Genomic DNA, 19,993 nt, shown 5'->3' with positions numbered 1-19,993 from the left:
AGGGATCCACCGCTATGCAGCACGACAACGACGCGGCAGTCATCGACAACGGGAACAAGGTGCGCCGCTGGATCACCTACGTCGCCGGAATCTATATCCTCACCCTCGGCCTCAGCCTGGCCATCAGGGCCGGGATCGGGATCTCCCCGCAGAGCAGCCTCACCCGCACGATGACGCTGGTGTTCACCCCGCTGAGCCAGGGCAACTACAACCTCATCCTCGAGATCATCATGCTCGGCCTGACCTTCCTGGTCGGACCGAAGGCCTTCAAGGCGAGCTACCTGCTCTCGATGATCCCGGCGCTGGTGCTGGCACTGCTCCTCGACCTGAACCTGTGGCTCACCGAGTGGGTCCATCTGGAGCCGTACGCGGCCAACCTCGTCTTGCTGGTCTTCGCCGACGCGATGCTGGCGCTGGGCCTGTTCCTGATGATTCGCGCGAACCTGATCCTGATGCCGATCGACCTGTTCGTGAATACGATCCAGCAGCGGACGGGCCGCAAGTGGGGCAACATCAAGACCGTGTTCGACTGCACGCTGCTCGCGATCTCGGCGGGCATCGGGCTGATCTTCCTCGGCGCACCGCATTTCATTCGCGAGGGCACGATCATCAACGCGATCCTCGTCGGCCAGTACGTGAAGGGGTACTTCTTCCTGTACGGGAAGGTCACGGCGCGCAAGCGCGCGGCCCAGCCGGTGCCGACGCCCGTCGCCGACTAGCGCGAACCGCCGCCGCCCCGCGCGGCAGGCTGGTTCGCCTCGGCTGCGGTCAGTCGCGCCAGACCTGGCCGGCGACCCTGGCGAAGTTGCCGCCGAAGATCGCCGCGCGCTCGGCTCGGTGGAACCCCCGGTCGGCCAGCAGCTCGTCGAGGCCGGGTGCGCCGGACTCGCCGAGCAGGTTCTCCGGGGGAACCCATTGGAGCGGGCCCCATTTCGTGTACGCCTCGGAGAAGGCGCCGGGATTGTCCCGGATCTCGTCGTTGAATTCCCGGCCGTCGAAGGAGTAGTCCGAACCGATGCCGATGTGGTCGAGCCCGACCAGATCGACGCCGTAGCGGATGTGGTCGGCCATGGCGGCCAGCCGGGCCGCGTGGTCGTCGGGAGCGTTGTGACCGAGGAAGATTCCCACCCCGTTGATGCCGATCACCCCGCCGGTCTCGGCGCAGGCGCGGGCCTGGTCGTCGGAGATGTTGCGCGGATGCTCCCACAGGGCAGCGAAATTGGAGTGGCTGTAGATCATCGGGACGGCGGTGTTGGTCGCGATATCGAGCCCGGTGCGACGCGAGCAGTGCGAGCCATCGGCGAACACGCCGACCTCGTTCAGCTTGCGCACCAAGTCTTTTCCGTAGCCGGTGAGGCCGGTGTCCTCGGTATCGAGACAGCCACAGCCCGCCGCGTTGGCGTGGTTGTAGCTCGGGAGCAGCGAGCGCACGCCGAGCCGGTAGAACATCTCCACATTGTCGAGATCACCGCCGAGCGGGGCCGAGTCCTCCAGGTCGAAGGCCAGCGCGATGGCGTCGTCGGCGCCGATATCGGCGCGGCGCTCGACCAGCCGGAAACGCGGATCGGCCGATGCCTGGTCACGGAATTGGTGCAGCAGCGCCAGCGAATCCGTGGTGGTCTGCGCCGAATACCCGACGTTGACCGACAGATACGACCCGAGCGGGTAGCGGGCGAGCTCGCCGATGCGCGCGGTGTGATGCAACGGCAGACAGCAGTGCTGCTCCCACAGGAAGGGTGCCATGGTCACCTCCGGTCGTAGTCCGTGACCTGCGATCCTACGGATCGCAACACATCCGGAACCTCAACGACGCTAACGGGTTGTCTGATCGGTCCGATCAATCAGTACTTCCTCCCACTGCCCGAAGGCGGTGCGACATGCGTCGCTTCCTCGTCCTGCTCACCACGCTCGCGGCCTGCGCGGGCCTGTGGACCCTGCCCGCTACCGCGACCCCGTCCTCCTGCGGACTCACCTGGGGCTCCCTCGACAAGTCGAGCGCGGGGTACTCCACCGCGACCGTCGGCGCAGTCCGGTCCGGCCGCCACGACTGCTTCGACCGCCTCGTCGTCGACCTGTCCGGCCCGCTCCCGGGCTACCGCGTCGGTTACGTCGACACGGTCGCCATGGACGGCTCCGGCGCCGCGGTCCCGCTGCGCGGCGGCGCGTACCTCCAGGTGATGGTGCAAGCCCCGGCCTACGACGCCGAGGGCAACAGCACCTACCGCCCCGCGAACCGCGCCGAACTCGTCGACGTCGGCGACTACCCGACCTTCCGTCAGGCCTCCTGGGCCGGCTCGTTCGAGGGCCAGACCACCCTCGGCCTCGGCGTCCGCGCGCGCCTGCCGTTCCGGGTTCTCACCCTCGACGACCCCGCTCGCGTGGTGATCGACGTCGCTCACTCCTGGTGAGCCCGCACACTCCCGCGGCCACTCGGCAACAATGGGGGAATGAGCGGCGTTGAGCAGGACGTGACGGATCCCTATCTCTGGCTCGAGGATGTGACCGGCGAGGCCGCGCTGGACTGGGCGCGGGCCCGCAACGAGGTGGTGCGGCAGCGGTTCGCGGACACGGAGCGGTTCGGCGCGCTCGAGCAGCGCGTGCTCGCCATGCTCGACGACGACACCAAGATCGCCTACCCCGGCCGGCGCGGGCCGTGGCTGTACAACTTCTGGCGCGATGCCGAGCATCAGCGCGGGTTGTGGCGGCGGACCACCTTCGAGTCCTACGCGAGCGAGAACCCCGAGTGGGATGTGCTGATCGACGTCGACGCCCTCGCCGAGGCCGACGGGGAGAACTGGGTCTGGGCGGGCGCCACCGTCCTGCGGCCCTCGCAGGAGCGCGCCTTCATCCAGCTCTCCCGCGGCGGTGCCGACGCGAAGGTCCAGCGTGAATTCGACCTGACGACAAGGGAGTTCATCGCACCGGCGGACGGCGGGTTCTTCCTGCCCGAGGCCAAGTCGCAGCTGCGCTGGATCGACATCGACACCGTCTACGTCGGCACCGATTTCGGCCCCGGCTCACTCACCGATTCGGGCTACCCGCGCATCGCCAAGCGCTGGCGGCGCGGCACCGCGCTGGCCGAGGCGGAGACGGTCTTCGAGGGCAAGCCGACCGACGTCTCGGTCAGCGCCGGTTACGACCGCCATCCCGGCTTCGAACGGCACTGGGCCGGCCGGGCGACCGACTTCTTCAACGAGGAGATCTCCCTGCTGGATGCCGATGGCACCTGGCGCCTGCTGGAGACTCCGACCGACGCCGATGTGAGCTGGTATCGCGACTGGCTGCTGGTGCGGCTGAAGACCGCGTGGGAGGTCGGCGGCGCGACCTTCGAGCCGGGCAGCCTGCTCGTCACCGATCTGCCGGGGTTCCTCGCCGGCGAACGGGATTTCGAGGCCCTGTTCACGCCCGACGCGCACACCTCGCTCGACGGCTGGGGCTGGACCGAGAACCACCTCGTCCTGACCACCCTGCAGGACGTGCAGACCGGCCTGCGGGTGCTCACGCCCGGCCCCGACGGCTGGACGACGACCGAACTCGCCGACTCCCCCGCCATGTCGTCGACCACGGTGAACAACCTCGACCCGCTCGAGGGCGGCGACGAATTCATGCTCACCACCACCGGATTCGCCACGCCGACCACCTTGCTCAGCAGTGCCATCGGCGAACCGGCCACGGTGCTCAAGCAGGCCCCCGCCTACTTCGACGCCACCGGCATCGAGACCGAACAGTTCTTCGCCGCCTCCGACGACGGAACGGCCGTGCCCTACTTCGTGATTCGTCACCGTGACCGTCGCGGCACGCCGAGCCCGACCATCATGAACGGCTACGGCGGCTTCGAGATCTCCAAGACGCCCCAGTATCTGGGCTCGGCGGGCATGGCCTGGCTGGAGCGCGGCGGCACCTACGTGGTGACCAATATCCGCGGCGGCGGCGAATACGGCCCCGAATGGCACACCGCGGCACTGAAAGAGCACCGGCACCGCGCCTTCGAGGATTTCGCCGCGGTCGCGCGCGACCTGGTGACCCGTGGCATCACCACCCCGGATCGCCTCGGCGCCATCGGCGGCAGCAACGGCGGTCTGCTGATGGGCGTCATGCTCACCCGCTACCCGGAGCTGTTCGGCGCGATCGTGTGCCAGGTGCCGCTGCTGGACATGCGGCGCTACCACCTGCTGCTGGCGGGCGCGTCCTGGGTGGCCGAGTACGGCGACCCGGACAAGCCGCAGGAGTGGGCCTACATCAGCGAGTACTCGCCGTATCAGAACACCGACACCGGCAAGCAGTACCCGCCGATCCTGCTCGCCACCTCCACCCGCGACGATCGCGTGCACCCCGGGCACGCGCGAAAGATGGCGGCGCTGCTGGAATCCCAGGACCGCACCGTCTGGTACTACGAGAACATCGAGGGCGGGCACGGCGGCGCGGCCGACAACAAGCAGTCGGCCTACCTGTCGGCGCTGGTCTACGAGTTCTTCACGCAGATGCTGATGGAGGGCCGCCGTTCGGCGTAGGCCCTAGCGGTCGCGCAGCCACTTCTCGACGACGTCGACCGTGGAATCCGGATTGGTGATCCAGCCGTTGTGCCCGAGGGCCTCCGGCTGGAACCACCGGGTCACCGGCGCCGCGGGCAGTTTGCTCAGCAGGTGGTCGGCGGAGGTCTGCGGCGCCAGGTCGTCGCCGGCCACAGTGATCGACAGGATCGGGAACTTCAACCGCGAGATCCGTTCCTCGTAGTCGATATCGGCGCCGACGGGCACGAAGCGCCCGGTGCGGGCCAGCCGCGCCCAATCCGACATGAGCACCTTGGACTGCCTGCCGAAGGCGCGGCGGCCGAGCATGTCCCCCGGCCAGAACCCGGCCAGATTCGACGCGACCGCCACCGCGGCCGTGCCGACCAGCATCCCCGGCCCGAGCACCCCGCGATATCCGCGGAAGTACGGCGTGCCGGACGCGATCAGGATCAGCCCGGCGATCCGCCCGCGCGCCCTGGCGGCGTAGAGGACGGCGAGCTGCCCGCCCATGCTGTGGCCGAGCAGGTAGGGCGTGCTGCCGGGGAACCGGTCGCGCACCGCCTGCAGGATCGCCGGGAAGTCGACGGAGGCCAATTCGTGGTAGCCGTAGGCGCTGTCGGCGTCGGGCCGGTGCGTGCTGTCACCGTTGCCGCGCAGCTCGCCGATGGCGACGTCGAAGCCGCGCTGGGCCAGCCGGTCGCCGAAGTACTCGTAGAACTCACCGGGCACGGCGAGGCCGGGCACGATGACGACGACCGGTCGCGGCGCGTCCGGAGTCACCGGATGTCGATGCGGGCCGCGCGCGGGGATGAGCCGCACGGGCAGGGTGGTGCCGTCGGGCACCTGGATCGGGACGACCTCGACCCGGGGCATCAGGCCCCTACCGCACCGAGGATCACCCGGCTCAGCACTTGGATCACGTCGTCGAGCGGCGGCCGCGGATCGGAACCGCTCCAGCCGTCGACGACATAGTTGACCGCGCCGATGATGGCCAGCACGCGCAGCTCGTAGTCACCGGAGGGGATCTCGCCGTGCATGGCGGCGTCCTCGGCGGCGCTGGCCAGCAGCGAGCCCCACACGCGCCGTAGCTCCAGCCGGAACTTCTCCACCTTGGGGCCCGCGCCGACCACCTCGACGAGCGCCACCCGCGCCTTGCGTGGATCGGCGCCGATCGCCTCGACGTAGGCGCGCACGGCGGCATCGATCTGTTCGAGCACCGTCGCGTCGGTCTTCGCTTCGAGAGCAGTGGCGACCGCTTCGCGCGATTGCCGATCGATCTGCTCGTACAGTTCCAACAGCAGCGACTCGCGGCCGGTGAACTCCTCGTAGAACTGACGGGACGACAGTCCCGCGTCCTTACAGATGGCACCGACCGAGCTGTTGGCGTACCCGTCGCGCGCGAAGACCGTCAGGCCTGACTCCAGAAAACGCGCACGCCGCTGGCGTTGCCGGTCCTCTACGGGTTGCCCGGCATACATTCGTCCCGTATTCGCATCCTGTGACATTGTCGCTGACAATACCGAAGGGCCCGATCCCCTCGTCATGGATCGGGCCCTTCGGCTGCCCTTCCGGCTTACCGCGCGTTAGCCGAAAGTTGGCTACAGTCCGCTCAGTTGCCCGAGGCCTGCGCAGAACCGGTGCTGAGCGAGCTGGTGAGCAGGCCCAGCAGCAGGGTCAGGATGTTGCCGTCAGAGCCGTCATCGGTGATGTTGTAAAGCATGTGTCACTCCAAGTTGATGCTTTGTGACTACGTTGTCACTGGCCATTTGCCGTCTCGGACGATACCGAGGCAAATCTGAACAGGGAGTGTTTTAGAGGAATTTCCTAGAACTTTTTTGTCACTTGGCACAAGCCCCAGGAACTTCCGGCTCGCCCAGGCTCGACATGAGCCGGTTCGCCCACGAGAACGACGCCGTCGACAGCACCAGATCGTGAATGTCGGCGTCATCGAATCCCAGCAGGCGCAGCCGCGCCAGTTCCGCGTGCGCGGGCCGGGGCGGGTGCGCGGCCAGCGCGGCGGTGAAATCGATGATCGCGTCCCAACGTTCGTCGATCCGGACCGTCACCCCGTCGTCGAGCAGCCGCTGGACATCGTCGGCGCGCTTGGACAACTGGGATGTGAAACGAGAGTGTACCGACGCGCAGTACTCACATCCGTTGAACCGGGAAGTAACCGTCGCGGCGAGTTCGCGTTCGGCGCGCGTCAACCCCTCCCTGCTGTAGAAGATGTCCTTGTCGTTGGCGCTGCGATGGGCCAGCACCTCGGCATTGCGGGCCAGCAGCCGAAAGTACGGACTCTCCCCGCGCCCGCCTTCCAGCAGCGGGCGCTGCCGCTGGTCGGCGTCGGCGAGCGCGATCGGCTCGACCCAGGGCACCCAGTCGAGCTGGTCCTGGGTGAAACCGGCCGGGCGCGCGAGAGTCTGGACATCACGGACCTCGGTCATCGTGCGGCTCCGATCAATTCGAGGCCGGCCAGCAGGCGGACCTGGTAGTTCACGAACCCGACGAGCTGGGAGACGGTAACGACATCGGTCTCCGACAGACCCGCCGCCAGCAGCACGTCGATATGGGCGCGAGTGCTCGTGGCCGGCGCGGTGGTGAGCCGGGCCGCGTGCCGCAGCGCGGCGGCCAGTACGGTGTCGCCCGCCGAATCCGGTTCGTTCCCAGCGCTTCCCGCGCGGCCCGCGTAGTAGGCGGCGAGCTCGGTGGCCTCGGCCAGGGTGGCGACATGCGCCGCGATGGCGGCCAACCGCCGCGGACCGAAGGCCAGGCCCGCCGGTCCCTCGAACAGCGCGTCGTGCACGCCCTGGGTGTGTTCGACGACCGCCGGCCTGGACCGTCGGACGACGGCGACCCTGGCCGCCGCCTCGGTGCCGAGCACCGCATCGATGACATCGGTCGCGGCACTCATGCCGAACCCCTTTCGCTGACCTGCCTGCCGAGGCGCGGTGCTACCTCGGTGGCGAGAAGTTCGATCGATCGCAGCACGGCGCGCTGGTCGGGATCGATCGGATGAACCTGGACGATGAGATCGGTGGCAGCGCCGACCGCGCGATCGGCGGCCAGCTGCGCGGCGACCTCGTCGGGAGTGCCGATGGCGGAGTCGCGCAGCACCTCCTCGACGGTGGACGCCACTTCCGGAATCCCCGCGGTACGAAGGTGTTCCAGGAAGCGCAGGGCTCCCCGCTGCGCCCACCGGTGGGCTTCCTCATGGGTGTCGGCGACGAAAACGCTACGAGAGGCACCGATTCGGGCGATCGCGCCGCCGGGCAGGTTGTCCCGGTAGGCGCTGATCAACCGCGCCTGCACGTCGTCGAGCGCGACACCCGGGTCCCGTGGCTGGGTCCGCGAGAGCAGCAGACCCGCACCCGCCCCGCCTGCCCGGGCCGCGCCCTCCACCGAGAAACTGGCGTGCCAGACCCGATCGCGCAGCGAGGCCACCGGTGGATGCAAGGCCCGGCCGGGAACCAGTTCCGCGCCGTCGAGGGCCGCGGTGATCGCCGCCAGCTTCTCGACGTACACGCGCTGCCTGTCCTCGGGCGCGATCCCGAACAGCGCGAAGGAACTCTTGGACCCGCCGCTGCCATAACCCAATTCGAGGCGGCCGCCGGACAGGGTGTCCAGCACCGCCGCGTCCTCGGCGACCCGGATCGGGTCCTCGAGCCCCAGGGTGACGATGGCGGTCCCGAGCCGGATCCGTTCGAACCGGGCCGCCGCGTGCGCGAGGAACACCAGCGGCGACGGCAGGCCGCCCTCGGCCGGGTCCACGTGGTGCTGGGCCACCCAGGCGGTGTCGTAGCCCAGTTCCTCGGCCAGCCCGATCTGGGCCAGCGCGTCGGCGTAGACCTGGGCCGCGGTCTGCGCGTCGTGGTAGCGGACCAGCCGTGTGAACAGGCCGAGCCGCAGCCCGCTCATGCGGCGGCCTTTCCGAGGTAGGCGTCGCGGATGGCGGGATCGTCGAGGAGCTCGGCCGCGGTGCCGCGCAACACGATCTGTCCGCCGCGCAACACGTTTCCGGTATGCGCGATCGACAGCGCCAGCTCCGCCTGCTGCTCGACGATCAGGATGGCCAGGCCCAATTCGGCGTTGAGCCGGGCGATCTCGTCGAGCACCCGGTCGACGAACAGCGGCGAGAGCCCCATCGTCGGCTCGTCCATGCAGATCAGCCGTGGCTTGCTCATCAGCGCCCTGGCGAAGGCGAGCATCTGCTGTTCGCCGCCGGACAGGGTGCCCGCCTGCTGGGTCCGGCGCTCGCGCAGGCGCGGGAAGTGCTCGTACAGTTCGGCGGCCCTGGCCGCGAGCACCGAGCGGCGCTCCTTGCGGATGTAGCCGCCGACGTAGAGGTTCTCCTCCACCGTCATCGCGGGGAACACGCGCCGGGCCTCGGGCACCGAGGCCAGTCCCGCCTCGATCCGCTCGGCCGGTGGGCTGGTGCTCACGTCGACACCGTCGATGCGGACCGCACCCGAACTCGGGCGCAGCAGGCCGAGTGCGGTCTTCATCGTCGTCGACTTGCCGGAGGCGTTGCCGCCGAGCAGCGAGACGATCTCGCCGGGGCGCACGCTCAGCGACACCTTGTCCAGCGCCCGCGAGGGACCGTAGTGCACGGTGACCTCGTCGAATTCGAGGATGGGCGTGGTCTTGTCGTCATTCGGCACCGACAGTCACCTTCTCGTTCGGCACAGCGGCGGGCGGCGTGCGGCGTCTGCGCCGCCCGAGGTAGGCCTCGACGACGCGCTCGTCGTGCTGGATCTGCTCCGGTGTGCCCTCGGCGATGATGCGGCCCTCGTCGAGCACGATCACCCGGTCCGACAGTGCGTTCACCAGCTCCAGTTTGTGTTCCACGAGCACGATCGTCTGCCCGGCGGCTTTCAGCTCGGCGAGTTGCCGCCCGACCTCGGCCGTCTCGGTCTGATTCATGCCCGCCGCCGGCTCGTCGAGCAGCAGCACCGTCGGGCGCAGCGCCAACGCTCTGGCGATCTCGGTGCGACGGCGGTTGGCGTAGGACAGGGTGTAGGCGTTGTGCTCGGCGCGGGGTTCGAGGCGTTCCGCGAAGCGGGCCAGCTGGGTGTCGACCAGGGCGGTGGTCGCGCGGCGTTCCGCGCGGACCGCGGGCGTCGGCACCAGCGCCAGCACCGTCTCGGCCAGCAGCGGAACCCAGCGCAGCACCGGGATCCGGGCCACCGACTGCCACGGGCGGGCCGCGGTGATCGTGGTGTGCAGGCCGATCTCGACGTTCTCGCGCACCGTCAGATTGCCGAACACCCGGCCGTTCTGGAACGTTCGGGCGATCCCGGCCCTGGCCGCGGCCTCCTGCGAGCCGGGCCGCAAGCGGACGCCGCCGACCTCCACCCGCCCCTCGTCCGGGCCGAGCACGCCCGAGACGAGATTGACGGTGGTCGTCTTGCCGGAACCGTTGGGACCGATGATGGACACGAATTCGCCGGGGGCGACCCGCAATTCGACGCCGTTCACCGCCTGCACGCCGCCGAAGGACTTGTGCAGGCCGGTGACCGAGAGCAGGGGGTCAGGCGTGGACGGGGACACGTTCTCTCCTCACCAGAACGCCCTGCGGGCGGAACCGGATGATCAGCAGCAACACCACGCCGTAGAGCAGGATGCGTGCCTCGGGCGCCAGTCGCAGCGCCTCGGGGACGCCGATCAGCACCGCCGCGCCGAGCACCGCGCCGTAGGGCGATCCGGTGCCACCGAGCACGAGAATGGTGACGATCAGCAGGGACATGGGCAGGTTGAACACGGTCGGGTCGATATAGCTGTACTGGTGGGCCAGCAGCGCGCCCGCGATCCCGGAGAACAGCGCGCTGATCGCGAAGGCCAGCGCCTTGTAGTCCCGCACCGGGACGCCGGAGGAGCGCGCCGCGACCTCGTCGGCCCCGACCGCGCGCAACGCGGTGCCCAGGCGCGAGCGCTGCACCCCGACCACCACAGCGACGGTGACCGCCAGGAACGCCAGGTCCAGCCAGAAGACCTCGGTGTTCTCGGCGAACTCGTGACCGAGGACGCTCGGCACCGGAATGCCGAAGATGCCGTAGCTGCCCCGGGTCAACGACTCCCAGTTGCGGATCACCGCGACGATCACGATGCCGATGCCCAGCGTGGCGATCGCGACGTAATGCCCGTTCAGGTTCCACAGCGGCGCGGCCAGGATCGAGGAGACGACCGCGGCCAGCACGCCGCCGGTCAGCGCGGCCGCCAGGAACGGCCAGTCGTGGTTCACCGTGAGGATCGCCGAGGTGTACGCGCCGATCGCGATCGGCCCGGCCTGCCCGATCACCAGCTGTCCCGCCGAGCCCGCCACCAGCGTCATCGAGACCGCGACGATGGCGTAGGCCAGGATCTGGGTGCCGACCACGATGGCGTAGTCGTCGGCGACCAGCGGCACGATCAGCGCCGCTACCGCGAACGCGGCGACCGCGTGCCACCACCGCACCCGCAACTGCCTGCCGACCCCGAGGAAGGTGCCGGTGAGCGGTTCGGCGCTGATCGCGGGCACCTTGGCCAGCAGGCCGCCGGGCCGCAGGATCAGGAACGCCACCAGCACGCCGAAGGTGATCAGGTCGCGGTAGCCGTCACCGAAGACGTAGATCCCGAACGCCTCCAGAATGCCGAGCGCGAACCCGCCGATCACCGCGCCGGGGATCGAGCCGAGGCCACCGATGGTGGCGGCGACGAACCCGGTCAGCCCCGCGAGGGTGCCGCTGGTCGGCGAGATGTTCGAGTTGTACAGGCCGACGAAGATGCCGGCCAGACCGCCGAGCCCGGAGGCGATGGCGAAGGCCAGCACCTGGATGCGGCTCACCCCGATCCCCATCTGGGCGGCGGCGTCGGGATCCTGGGCCGTGGCCCGGATGGCCAGGCCGTAGCGGCTGAACCGGAGGAACCCGGCCAGCCCGGCCATCACCACCAGGGTGATCGCGAACATCACCAGATCGGAGGTGCCGAAGCGGACCCCACCGAGCTGGAAGTTGTTGGTGGGCAGCACCTGTGGGAACGGACGGGTGTCCGGCCCGAAGACGATCTGGGTCAGGTTCTCGATGATCAACCCGGCTGCGACCGTCGCCAGCAGTGCCGCGATGGCGGGCGCCTTGCGCAGCGGATGCACCGCCAGCACATCGATGAGCACACCGACGGCGGCGGTGATCGCGAGCACCAGCACGATGGTCAGCCAGAGCGGAAGGCCCTGCTCGGCGATGAACCACCAGCCCAGGATCGACCCGAGCGCGAACACCGCGCCGTGCGCGAAGTTGATGACATTGGTGACACCGAAGATGAGGGTGATGCCCACGGCGAGCAGCGCGTACGCGTTGCCGTGGACCACACCGGCGATCAGCGTGTCGAACATCAGCGGTTGCCGGTCGGCACGAACTTGCCTTCCTTCAGCACCAGCTCACGCGGGGTCACGCCCTTCGGGCGTCGCGTTTCCTGGTCGAAGGCGAAGGTGCCGAGGCCGATTCCGGTGAACTGCGTTTCGGTCCGGAGACCGTCGAGGATGCCCTCGCGGGTCGCGCCGCCCTTCTCGGCCGCTTGCGCCACCACGTGCAGCGCGTCGTAGGCGTAGACGTTGAAGTCACCCGGATCGGTGTTGAACTTCTTGCGGAACTTGGTGACGAAGTCCTGCACCTTCGGGTCCGGGTCGGCGGGGCTGAAGATTCCGTTGACGATGTCGCCCTCGGCGGCCGCGCCGGCCAGCGAGATGAACTGCGGGGTGTTCTGGCCACCGAAGAACTGGCCGGTGAAGCCCACATCACGCAGCTGCTTGACCACCAGCGCGCCGTCGGGGCCGTAGCCCAGGTGCACCACCGCGTCAGGGTTGGCCTCGCGGCCCTTGATCAGTATCGGCTTCACATCGGTGGAGTCGGGCAGGATGGGCGAGGAGTAGACGATCTCCACGCCCTTCTGCGCGGCGAATTTCTCGAAGAACTGGAAAGCCTGCTTACCCCAGTCGGTTTCGAGGTAGACCACCGAAACCTTCTTGGCTTTCTTCGACACCCACTCGGCATTGCGCTCCTGGAACACGTCGAGGGTGATCGACGGGCTCCACGAGTAGTCGCCCGCCTTGGTGAAGTCGACCGCGGAGTTGGTGAAGCCGTACTGGACGAGCTTGCCGCGGTTGTAGATCGGCGACGCCGCGATCGAGGCAGGCGAGGAGAAGTCGCCCAGCTCGGCGATGATCGACTTGTCGTCGACGAACTTGGTGGCGATGGGCACGGTCTGCTTGGGATCGGACTGCGAGTCCTCCCACTTCAATTCGACCTTGCGGCCGTTGATACCGCCCGCGGCGTTGATCTCGTCCAGAGCCAGCTCGAAGCCCTGTTGCCACAGGCGCCCGTACTCGGCCGACGGACCGGTCCGGGGCCCCGAGACACCGAAATATACCGGTCCATCGGCGGATTCGCCGCTACCGGAATCACTGCAACCGACCACCGCGGCGGCCACCGTCACCGCCGCCAGCGCACCGGCGACAATCTTGACACGACGGCGCGAGCCGATCGAGAACTTGCTCATTGCTGATTTTTCCTTCGAACATGCCGAACGCACGAAAGAACCCTTCGGCGCTTGCGCTCTCCCTGTCGAGAGCACCTGGTCGTCACCCGGGGCACCCCACCGCCGAGCGAGGGTTGCCGATCAGCGAGCCGGGGCTCGAAAGTGCTGATACTCGTGACCGTGGGAGGAAATGTAGCAGCAGGTCACGCGGCGTCCGGCGATTCATGACCACCACTGATGCCGTTCCGGGACAGTCGGATACGGCCCTAGCTGCGGCGATCGGCGCACGACCGATTTGCGATCAGCTCGAGACAAAAAGTGCCGGCCGAAATCGGTGACCGATCAGCGCAGCCTGCGACAAATCATTGTCGACGTTCACCCGGCTCGGTACTGCTATTCCCATGACCACTCTGCTGCACATCAACGCTTCCGCCCGCGGCGAATTCAGCCAATCCCGCGCTATCGCACAGACTTTCATCGAAGCCCTCGCCGCGCGGGATTCCGGCCTGCGCGTCGACACCCTCGACCTGTTCGACGCGGGCCTGCCCGACTTCGGCACCCACGCGGCCGCCGCCAAACTGGCCGTCTTCACCGGCTCGGAGCAGACGCCCGAACAGGTCGCCGCCTGGGAGCAGGCGCGCACCGTGTTCGACCGGTTCGCCGCGGCCGACCTCTACGTCCTCAACATCCCGATCTGGAACCACGGCGTGCCCTACATCCTCAAGCAGTACGTCGACATCGTCACCCAGCCCGGCTGGGCGTTCGCCTTCGATCCCGAGGTGGGCTACAGCGGCCTGCTCGAGGGCAAGCGCGCCGTCACCGTCTACACCAGCGGCGTGCACCAGCCGGGGGTGCCGATCCAGTTCGGCAACGACTTCGCCACCCCGTTCGTGCAGGACTGGCTGCGGTTCGTCGGGGTGAAGGACGTGGCCGAGATCCGCTTCGCCCCGACCGTACTCACCGAAGACCCCCAGGTCGGCTTCGACGCGGCTCAGGAACGTGCGCGTGAGCTCGCCGGCGACTACTGAGTCGACGGATCGGGGGTGGGCGCCGACCGGCCGGACCGTCGCGACGGTCTGTGCCGTCGGGATTCTCGTCGTCGGCCAGCTCTACGTGGTGTTGCCGGTGCTGGGCGACCTGGCCGCGGTGTGGGACACCTCCCGCGCCGCGGCCACCTGGACCACCACTGCGTTCGGGCTGGCCTACGGGGCGGGATTCCTGGTCACCGGTCCGCTCTCGGACCAGTGGGGGCGCCGCCCGGTGATCGTCGGGGGCCTGGCGGCGACCGCCCTGTCCACCCTGCTGGTGATAGCCGCGCCGAATCTCGGCGCCGGCCTCGCCGCCAGGGTGGCGCAGGGCTTGACCGCGTCCTTCTTCGCACCGGCGGCCTTCGCCTACCTCGCCGAGCGGATCGCGCCGCAGCGGCGGGTCTTCGCACTCACCTGCCTGACCAGTTCGTTCCTCGGCGCGGGCGTGATCGCGCAGGTAGTGGCGCAACTGGTCGACGACGCGTTCGGCTGGCGGGCGGTCTTCGTGGCGGGCGCGCTGGCGTTCGCGGTCTCGGCCGTCGTCTTGCGGCTGGTGCTCGAACCAGGGCAGCGGGCGGGCGGCAGCGCGTCGGCACGCTCGGTCGGCGTGGCCTTCGCGGCGCTGCTGCGCACGCCCCGCCTCGCCCTGCTCTACCTGAGCTGCCTGGCCGTGCTCGGGTCGTTCGTCGGCATCTACACCGGGATCCAGCTGGCCCCGCCCGACGGCATCGGCACCGGTAGCACGGCCCTGCTCGCCCTGCGGGCCAGCGCGATCCCGGCCATGATCGCGATCCCGCTGCTGGCGAGCAGGCTGGCGACGATCAATCCGGAGCTCCGGCTGATCACCGCCCTCGGCGCGGCCGGGATCGCGGCCGCGCTCACCGCCGTGCCGCTGGGTGGGCTCTGGGTCGGCACGTGGCTGTTCGCGTTCGTGGCGGCGGTCGCGATCGCAGCGCCCGCCGCGGTCCAGGCGATCGCGGCGCACGCGGGCGCGGCCAGGGGCGCGGCCACCGCGCTCTACACCTTCGCCCTGTTCCTCGGAGCCAGCGCGGGCCCCCAGGTGGCCAGCCTGGTCGCCCACGCGGGCTTCGCCGCGGTCGCGCTCGCCATCGCCGCGCTCGGCGTCGGTGGCGCGGCGGCGGCCTTCGCGTCGACGCGGGTGCGCGGCGTCTGAGGGGACTTGCCGAGGTTCGGCGAGCCGACCATCCTTACCGGATGAGTGCGAAGCCGCCGGAGGTCGAGACGTTCGTCCGAGCCGCGCGCGAGTACTGCGCGGCCGTCGAGGGACTCACCGGTGAGCGGAAGCCGGCGGCACTGGCACGAGTCCTCGTGCCGGTGCTCGCCGGGCTCGTCGCGGCCGGGTGCGCGCTACCGCACGTGGAGCCGACCGCGACCGCGGTACCGGATTTCATCAGCCGGGATCGGTGGTTCCAGCGGTTCGAGCAGCTGGGCGAGGTGCTGGGCCGTGCCGACCTCTACTGGTCGAATCTCGACACGACGACCGAAGCGCCCGTGAGCGCGGGCTCGCTGGCCGACGACCTCACCGACATCTGGCGCGACCTGCGCCACGGCCTCGACGCGCTCGACACCGGATCGGACTGGCACGACGTGGTGTTCGAGTGGCGACTGTCGTTCATCGCGCATTGGGGCAGGCACGCGGTCGACGCGCTGCGCCCGCTGCACGCCGCGCTGCACGCCGACCTTCTCCGGAAATAGGCGTATCGCCCTGGCATGCTCTCCCGCATGACCGTGAATGAGGACGACGACACCGACTACGTGCGGGTGGTGTTCCGGCTGCCGGACGACCCCTCGGGTTGGCACGCGTTCAGCACGGAACGGATGTGGGCCGTCCGGCTCGACGAGAAGCGGGTTCGGCTGGACAACATCCCTTTTCACGCCACTGGCGTCGCGCTGGGTGACGTGATCGCGGTCGAGGCGGACGACGAGGGCGTGCTGTGGGCCGGGGACGTGCTCGAGCCGTCCGGGAACTGCACGATCCGGGTCATCCCGGTCGAGGGCTGCCTGCGCGCCGAGGTCCGCCAGGCCGTGCTCGACGCCTTCGAACCGCTCGGTGTCGAGGGCGAAGGCAGCGCCACCGGCCTGGTCGCGCTGAACGTCCCCGCCGACAGCGATCTCGAGGAGACCAAAGCCACCCTCGCCCAGGGCCATGCCGACGGCCTGTGGTGCTACGACATCGGCGCCGCTACCGACCGATGGCGCACCGCCACACCGGCACTCGCCGAGCACAACCCGAGCGACCCACCCCCGCCGCCATACGGACTGACCTTCCCCGCCGAGGTCACGGCCTACGTCTACAACACCGTCGCCACCGGCGAGAGCCCCGCGCTGGTCGTCGTTCGCGACCCCGACGGCGAGTGGATCGTCGGCGACGGCTCCGGCGACCCCCTCGGCGCCGACACCGCCACCCTTTTGCCCATCCAGCACGTCACCGACGCCGACTCCTCGGTCATCGAGCTGTCCACGTTGTCCCCCGGCAGACTCGCCTGGCGCGACCAGCCCACCGATCCCTGGACCATCGAGGACTTCAGCTACGCCGACGAGGACACCGAGTAGCGGTCGCCGAAACGGCGCAGGCGCGATCCATGGCGGGCCGCCGCCACCAGCGCGGCCAGTAGTTCTAGTTGCGACAACCATTACCGGGTGGCAGGATGACCGGCACATGGTGAGGGAATTCGAGACCGCTCGCGACAGCCTGGACGGACTGTCGGTCGGGGATGCGCTGGGAGCACAGTTCTTCGTGCCAGGTCGGTCGGTGACGGAACTGGTGGCCGGGCGGCCGCCGGCGGGGCCGTGGGAATGGACCGATGACACCGAGATGGCGTGTTCGGTGTTCACCGAGATTCGGCGGCGGGGGCGCATCGACCGGGACGCGCTGGCGTCGACGTTCGCCGATCGGTGCGAACCGTATCGCGGGTACAGCGGCGGGACAGTCGCTGTGCTGCATCAGATTCGGGACGGCAGGCCCTGGCCGGAGGCGGCCGGGGCGCTGTTCGACGGGCGTGGGTCGTGGGGAAACGGCGCGGCGATGCGGGTGGCCCCGCTCGGGGCGTATTTCGCCGGTGATCTCGATCGGGCCGCGGCGGAGGCGGCCTCGACGGCCGAGGTGACGCATCGGCACCCGGAGGCGATCGTGGGGGCGATGGCTGTCGCGGTGGCGGCGAGCTGGGCGGCTTCCGGTCGCGGAACGGACTGCGCGCCGGCGGAACTCCTGGACGCGGTGGAGCCGTACCTGGTGCCGGGACGGACAGCGAGTGGGGTGCGGCGCGCCAGGGAACTGCTCGGACGCTCCGTCGCCGAAGCCGCGTACGAGCTCGGCAACGGCGCGCAGGTGAGCGCGCAGGACACGGTGCCCTTCACGCTGTGGGCGGCAGCGAGCTTTCTCGACGACTATCCGGCCGCGATCACCGCCTGCGTCGAGGCAGGCGGCGACGCGGACACCACCGCGGCGATCGTGGGCGGAATCGTGGCCGCGCGCACGGGAATCGGGACACCGGGCGGGGTGCCCCCGGACTGGCTGACAGCCCGGGAAGCATTGCCCGCCTGGGTGGTGTGAGGCGCCGCGCGACGACGCCGCACACCGGGTCAGGGACGGGTGCGGAACTCCTGGAAGGTCGGGGTGGGGAGTTTGAGCTGGGCGTGGATGTCGCCGCCGAGGCCGAAGTGGCCGATGGCGCCGCCGTAGTTCTGCTGGTAGCTCTGCCAGAGGACGACCACGCTGAGGACGCGGTTCGCGCCCGGGATGGACGGGTCAGGGAAGGGATTGGGCAACCTCGCCCGGTAAGTGGCGGTGCCGTCGGCGGCCGTGACGAAGACGTTGGGGACACCGAGCGGGCCGGGACGGGTGGGAGCGGCGGGATCGAGATCCCCTGACCGCAGGGACATGATCGTGTACAGCGAATCGGGGATCAATCCGGCGAGCTCGAACCGGAATTCGCCGTACCGCTCGTCGTCGCTGACCGAGACCTCCACCGTGCCACGGGCTTCCAGCCAGCGACCGAGCGTCACCGGCGCGGTCAGCTTGCGGCCGTCTTCGGGACGCAGGTCCGGGATCGGTACCTCGTGGAACGGGTAGCTCGGCCGCACCACCTCCCCCGCGTTCGGGAGCTGGTCGGGCGCGAACACCATCGGGTAGTTGTGCGCGGGCAGCGGCAACGGCAACGTGTGCAGGACGAGGTTCGCGTCCTGGGCCGAAAGCTGCTCGGGCAGTTCCCGAATCACCTTGTAGGGCAGGTTCTCGCCGAAGGCGGGTAGCGGGGTATCGGCCGCGACGACGGCGCGACCCCAGCGCCGCGTCACGGTGCCGTCGGGTCCCGCCTCGTTCAGGAACCCGACAACGAGGAAATCGCCGTCGGCGTCGACGATCTCGCTGGGCGGGTAGAGCGGCCCCTGGGTGGTCGGGGTCAGGTCGTAGAGCCGTTTCACCATGCGGAGACCGCCTGTCGATCGTCGGAGAGTTCGATGCCGTTCGCGTCGCCGACGCGGTCGCCGAGCCTGCGCCACGCGGCGGTGGCGGCGGCCAGCAGATGCGGGTCGTCACCACGATGGAACGGGTGCGCGACGATCCAGAGGAACGGCAGGTCGGTGCCGTGATCGCCGTAGCCCCAGGTGTCGTCGGCGCTGATGCCGTGCTCGCGCAGGAACGCCACCACCGCTTCGCCTTTGGCCTCGCCGATCATCGGGCGACGCACCTCACCGGTCAGCACGCCGTGCTCGTCGAGCACCGGTTCGGTCGCGATGATGTGATCGGCGCCCACCGCCACGGCCACCGGAGCGATCGCGGGCGCGAACGACCCGGACACCAGCACGGTGCCCACCCCCGATTCCCGGTGGGCGCGTAGCGCTGCCAGGGTGTCGAGATAGAAGGCGCCGCCCTCGGCGGCGAACGCGTCGAACCAGCGCCGACCCGACGCCACCAGCGCCGCGTATTCCACGCCGCGGAAGACCCGGTAGTAGTGCCGGTTGATCTCCTCGCGCGGCGTTCCCGCGTCCGCGCGCGCCTTGATCTCGTCGGTGACGCGCGCGTATTCGACGCCGTCGTCACCGTTCTCGGCGAGCCAGTGCCGCAGGAACGCGAACATGCTCTTGACGGTGATCAGCGTTTCGTCGACATCGAAGAACGCCGCCCCCGCGGGACGCTCGCTCATGCCGATGCCGCCAGATGCGCCGTGACCGCCTTGGCCGCCTTGGCGCGCTCGATCTGCGCGATGCGCTCGTTGGGCAGCGCGGTGAACTCGATGCGCGAGTCGGCCACGGTCTTGCCGAACTGACGCACCTCGGTCTCGATGCCGAACTGCAGCTTGCCGGGATCGTCCAGCGAGACCGGAGTCAGTCGGGCGTGCAGGGTCGCGGGCAGCGGGAACAGGAACGAGGTGAACCGCAGGTCCACGTTGTTCCAGACGATGTAGAAGTGCTCGCGCGGATTGCGCACGCCGTACTCGAGTTCGAAGGCGGCCAGGAACAGCTGACGCACCGCCTCGATCACCACGATGCCCTGCACGTGCTCGCCGGTCTGGTGATCGAGCAGCAGTTCGTTGTCGCTGTCGAGCCGCAGATCGGCGTGGAAGACGTTCTCCTTCTCCCTGCTCAGCCCCGCCAGCAGCACGTTGGAGTGCTGGTACTTGTGCACGTGGTGCCTGCGGGCCGGTTCGGCGATCTCGCCGACCACCCGCAGCCCGACACCCGAGGTCTTCGCGACGTGTTCGAGGTAGTCGAGATCGTGCCGGGTGATGCCCTGCCCCAGGTGCACCGTCAACTCCCGATCGGCGAGCCGACCACCGCGCAGCTGGGCGACCAGGCCCGACACGGTGTGCACCCGCTCATCCGCGGAGATACCGAGGAATCGGTCGGCTACCACGACGAACGTGGTCGCGACCGTTTCCTGGGCACGGGTGGTGGAGTCGAGTTGGACTACAGACATGGATGGACCCT

General features: G+C 69.3%; 21 protein-coding genes and 1 riboswitch. Of the genes, 8 read left to right on the top strand and 13 right to left on the bottom strand.

The window, feature by feature from the left end:
• The first annotated feature begins 14 nt into the window (after positions 1 to 14).
• Positions 15 to 719, top strand: coding sequence for a YitT family protein (locus tag ACIO52_RS00655; RefSeq protein ID WP_218722085.1), 705 nt, complete (start codon positions 15 to 17; stop codon positions 717 to 719).
• Positions 720 to 768: 49 nt separating this feature from the next.
• Here ACIO52_RS00655 and ACIO52_RS00650 read toward each other — a convergent pair whose 3' ends face one another.
• Positions 769 to 1,743 carry a dipeptidase gene (locus tag ACIO52_RS00650; protein ID WP_402640487.1) on the bottom strand — a complete coding sequence of 325 codons (975 nt, stop codon included), beginning with the start codon at positions 1,741 to 1,743 and terminating at the stop codon, positions 769 to 771.
• Positions 1,744 to 1,877: 134 nt separating this feature from the next.
• Between ACIO52_RS00650 and ACIO52_RS00645 the strand changes: the two genes are divergently transcribed.
• Positions 1,878 to 2,408, top strand: a complete 531-nt coding sequence (locus ACIO52_RS00645; protein ID WP_316576256.1) for a hypothetical protein — start codon at positions 1,878 to 1,880, stop codon at positions 2,406 to 2,408.
• A gap of 39 nt (positions 2,409 to 2,447) precedes the next feature.
• Positions 2,448 to 4,511, top strand: coding sequence for a prolyl oligopeptidase family protein (locus tag ACIO52_RS00640; protein ID WP_402640485.1), 2,064 nt, complete (start codon positions 2,448 to 2,450; stop codon positions 4,509 to 4,511).
• Positions 4,512 to 4,514: 3 nt separating this feature from the next.
• Here ACIO52_RS00640 and ACIO52_RS00635 read toward each other — a convergent pair whose 3' ends face one another.
• From ACIO52_RS00635 to ACIO52_RS00595, 9 genes are all read right to left on the bottom strand, one after another.
• A complete protein-coding gene (locus ACIO52_RS00635; RefSeq protein WP_218722089.1) occupies positions 4,515 to 5,384 on the bottom strand; it encodes an alpha/beta fold hydrolase in 870 nt (289 codons plus the stop codon).
• Entirely contained in the window at positions 5,384 to 5,989 is a 606-nt protein-coding gene (locus tag ACIO52_RS00630) for a TetR/AcrR family transcriptional regulator (RefSeq protein WP_218722090.1), read from the bottom strand. The genes ACIO52_RS00635 and ACIO52_RS00630 overlap by 1 nt, the downstream gene beginning before the upstream one ends.
• 360 nt (positions 5,990 to 6,349) lie before the next feature.
• A complete protein-coding gene (locus tag ACIO52_RS00625; RefSeq protein ID WP_316576258.1) occupies positions 6,350 to 6,955 on the bottom strand; it encodes an alkylhydroperoxidase domain protein in 606 nt (201 codons plus the stop codon).
• The gene (locus ACIO52_RS00620; RefSeq protein ID WP_316576259.1) at positions 6,952 to 7,422 is read right to left on the bottom strand and encodes a hypothetical protein; all 471 of its coding nucleotides are present in this window, start codon (positions 7,420 to 7,422) and stop codon (positions 6,952 to 6,954) included. The genes ACIO52_RS00625 and ACIO52_RS00620 overlap by 4 nt, the downstream gene beginning before the upstream one ends.
• A complete protein-coding gene (locus ACIO52_RS00615) occupies positions 7,419 to 8,426 on the bottom strand; it encodes an LLM class flavin-dependent oxidoreductase (RefSeq protein ID WP_316576260.1) in 1,008 nt (335 codons plus the stop codon). Before ACIO52_RS00615 ends, ACIO52_RS00620 begins: the two co-directional genes overlap by 4 nt.
• Positions 8,423 to 9,169 (bottom strand): ABC transporter ATP-binding protein, encoded by a 747-nt coding sequence (locus ACIO52_RS00610; RefSeq protein WP_316576261.1) that lies wholly within the window; start codon positions 9,167 to 9,169, stop codon positions 8,423 to 8,425. Before ACIO52_RS00610 ends, ACIO52_RS00615 begins: the two co-directional genes overlap by 4 nt.
• Positions 9,159 to 10,058, bottom strand: coding sequence for an ABC transporter ATP-binding protein (locus tag ACIO52_RS00605; RefSeq protein WP_402640479.1), 900 nt, complete (start codon positions 10,056 to 10,058; stop codon positions 9,159 to 9,161). The genes ACIO52_RS00610 and ACIO52_RS00605 overlap by 11 nt, the downstream gene beginning before the upstream one ends.
• Positions 10,039 to 11,874 (bottom strand): ABC transporter permease, encoded by a 1,836-nt coding sequence (locus ACIO52_RS00600; RefSeq protein WP_402640476.1) that lies wholly within the window; start codon positions 11,872 to 11,874, stop codon positions 10,039 to 10,041. Before ACIO52_RS00600 ends, ACIO52_RS00605 begins: the two co-directional genes overlap by 20 nt.
• Positions 11,874 to 13,037, bottom strand: a complete 1,164-nt coding sequence (locus tag ACIO52_RS00595) for an ABC transporter substrate-binding protein (protein WP_316576264.1) — start codon at positions 13,035 to 13,037, stop codon at positions 11,874 to 11,876. The genes ACIO52_RS00600 and ACIO52_RS00595 overlap by 1 nt, the downstream gene beginning before the upstream one ends.
• A gap of 42 nt (positions 13,038 to 13,079) precedes the next feature.
• Positions 13,080 to 13,196: riboswitch (SAM riboswitch) on the bottom strand.
• Between the two features lie 221 nt (positions 13,197 to 13,417).
• On the opposite strand from ACIO52_RS00595, the gene ACIO52_RS00590 reads away from it, so the two are divergent.
• The 5 genes from ACIO52_RS00590 (at position 13,418) to ACIO52_RS00570 (ending at position 17,618) form a co-directional block, all read left to right on the top strand.
• Complete coding sequence (locus tag ACIO52_RS00590) at positions 13,418 to 14,044, top strand: NAD(P)H-dependent oxidoreductase (RefSeq protein ID WP_316576265.1); 627 nt, start codon at positions 13,418 to 13,420, stop codon at positions 14,042 to 14,044.
• Complete coding sequence (locus ACIO52_RS00585; RefSeq protein ID WP_316576266.1) at positions 14,022 to 15,218, top strand: MFS transporter; 1,197 nt, start codon at positions 14,022 to 14,024, stop codon at positions 15,216 to 15,218. The genes ACIO52_RS00590 and ACIO52_RS00585 overlap by 23 nt, the downstream gene beginning before the upstream one ends.
• 41 nt (positions 15,219 to 15,259) lie before the next feature.
• Entirely contained in the window at positions 15,260 to 15,760 is a 501-nt protein-coding gene (locus tag ACIO52_RS00580) for a DUF5063 domain-containing protein (RefSeq protein WP_402640472.1), read from the top strand.
• Positions 15,761 to 15,787: 27 nt separating this feature from the next.
• Positions 15,788 to 16,618, top strand: a complete 831-nt coding sequence (locus ACIO52_RS00575; RefSeq protein WP_316576268.1) for a DUF4265 domain-containing protein — start codon at positions 15,788 to 15,790, stop codon at positions 16,616 to 16,618.
• A gap of 106 nt (positions 16,619 to 16,724) precedes the next feature.
• On the top strand, positions 16,725 to 17,618 hold the full coding sequence (locus tag ACIO52_RS00570; RefSeq protein WP_402640468.1) for an ADP-ribosylglycohydrolase family protein: 894 nt from the start codon (positions 16,725 to 16,727) through the stop codon (positions 17,616 to 17,618).
• A 29-nt stretch (positions 17,619 to 17,647) separates the two neighbouring features.
• Here ACIO52_RS00570 and ACIO52_RS00565 read toward each other — a convergent pair whose 3' ends face one another.
• From ACIO52_RS00565 to ACIO52_RS00555, 3 genes are read right to left on the bottom strand one after another with little or no spacing between them, the layout of a single operon-like run.
• Positions 17,648 to 18,490 carry a hypothetical protein gene (locus ACIO52_RS00565; RefSeq protein WP_402640466.1) on the bottom strand — a complete coding sequence of 281 codons (843 nt, stop codon included), beginning with the start codon at positions 18,488 to 18,490 and terminating at the stop codon, positions 17,648 to 17,650.
• Positions 18,484 to 19,209, bottom strand: coding sequence for an HAD family hydrolase (locus ACIO52_RS00560; RefSeq protein ID WP_402640463.1), 726 nt, complete (start codon positions 19,207 to 19,209; stop codon positions 18,484 to 18,486). The genes ACIO52_RS00565 and ACIO52_RS00560 overlap by 7 nt, the downstream gene beginning before the upstream one ends.
• Positions 19,206 to 19,982: an AfsA-related hotdog domain-containing protein gene (locus tag ACIO52_RS00555; protein WP_402640461.1), complete on the bottom strand. Its 777-nt coding sequence runs from the start codon at positions 19,980 to 19,982 to the stop codon at positions 19,206 to 19,208. The genes ACIO52_RS00560 and ACIO52_RS00555 overlap by 4 nt, the downstream gene beginning before the upstream one ends.
• Positions 19,983 to 19,993 lie beyond the last annotated feature (11 nt).

The sequence above is a fragment of the Nocardia sp. NPDC087230 genome, assembly GCF_044744725.1.
Taxonomy (GTDB): domain Bacteria; phylum Actinomycetota; class Actinomycetes; order Mycobacteriales; family Mycobacteriaceae; genus Nocardia; species Nocardia canadensis.
The sequence above is the reverse complement of the archived record's forward strand: the minus strand, read 5'-3'. Positions and strand labels throughout refer to the sequence as shown.

Excerpts from the sequence above, each read along its gene's own strand:
- ACIO52_RS00630 (WP_218722090.1), bottom strand. The coding sequence starts at position 5,989 with ATGTATGCCGGGCAACCCGTAGAGGACCGGCAACGCCAGCGGCGTGCG.
- ACIO52_RS00640 (WP_402640485.1), top strand. The coding sequence starts at position 2,448 with ATGAGCGGCGTTGAGCAGGACGTGACGGATCCCTATCTCTGGCTCGAG.
- ACIO52_RS00625 (WP_316576258.1), bottom strand. The coding sequence starts at position 6,955 with ATGACCGAGGTCCGTGATGTCCAGACTCTCGCGCGCCCGGCCGGTTTC.
- ACIO52_RS00575 (WP_316576268.1), top strand. The coding sequence starts at position 15,788 with ATGACCGTGAATGAGGACGACGACACCGACTACGTGCGGGTGGTGTTC.
- ACIO52_RS00620 (WP_316576259.1), bottom strand. The coding sequence starts at position 7,422 with ATGAGTGCCGCGACCGATGTCATCGATGCGGTGCTCGGCACCGAGGCG.
- ACIO52_RS00565 (WP_402640466.1), bottom strand. The coding sequence starts at position 18,490 with ATGGTGAAACGGCTCTACGACCTGACCCCGACCACCCAGGGGCCGCTC.
- ACIO52_RS00655 (WP_218722085.1), top strand. The coding sequence starts at position 15 with ATGCAGCACGACAACGACGCGGCAGTCATCGACAACGGGAACAAGGTG.
- ACIO52_RS00595 (WP_316576264.1), bottom strand. The coding sequence starts at position 13,037 with ATGAGCAAGTTCTCGATCGGCTCGCGCCGTCGTGTCAAGATTGTCGCC.
- ACIO52_RS00555 (WP_402640461.1), bottom strand. The coding sequence starts at position 19,982 with ATGTCTGTAGTCCAACTCGACTCCACCACCCGTGCCCAGGAAACGGTC.
- ACIO52_RS00650 (WP_402640487.1), bottom strand. The coding sequence starts at position 1,743 with ATGGCACCCTTCCTGTGGGAGCAGCACTGCTGTCTGCCGTTGCATCAC.
- ACIO52_RS00590 (WP_316576265.1), top strand. The coding sequence starts at position 13,418 with ATGACCACTCTGCTGCACATCAACGCTTCCGCCCGCGGCGAATTCAGC.
- ACIO52_RS00645 (WP_316576256.1), top strand. The coding sequence starts at position 1,878 with ATGCGTCGCTTCCTCGTCCTGCTCACCACGCTCGCGGCCTGCGCGGGC.
- ACIO52_RS00560 (WP_402640463.1), bottom strand. The coding sequence starts at position 19,209 with ATGAGCGAGCGTCCCGCGGGGGCGGCGTTCTTCGATGTCGACGAAACG.
- ACIO52_RS00570 (WP_402640468.1), top strand. The coding sequence starts at position 16,725 with ATGGTGAGGGAATTCGAGACCGCTCGCGACAGCCTGGACGGACTGTCG.
- ACIO52_RS00635 (WP_218722089.1), bottom strand. The coding sequence starts at position 5,384 with ATGCCCCGGGTCGAGGTCGTCCCGATCCAGGTGCCCGACGGCACCACC.
- ACIO52_RS00580 (WP_402640472.1), top strand. The coding sequence starts at position 15,260 with ATGAGTGCGAAGCCGCCGGAGGTCGAGACGTTCGTCCGAGCCGCGCGC.
- ACIO52_RS00615 (WP_316576260.1), bottom strand. The coding sequence starts at position 8,426 with ATGAGCGGGCTGCGGCTCGGCCTGTTCACACGGCTGGTCCGCTACCAC.
- ACIO52_RS00600 (WP_402640476.1), bottom strand. The coding sequence starts at position 11,874 with ATGTTCGACACGCTGATCGCCGGTGTGGTCCACGGCAACGCGTACGCG.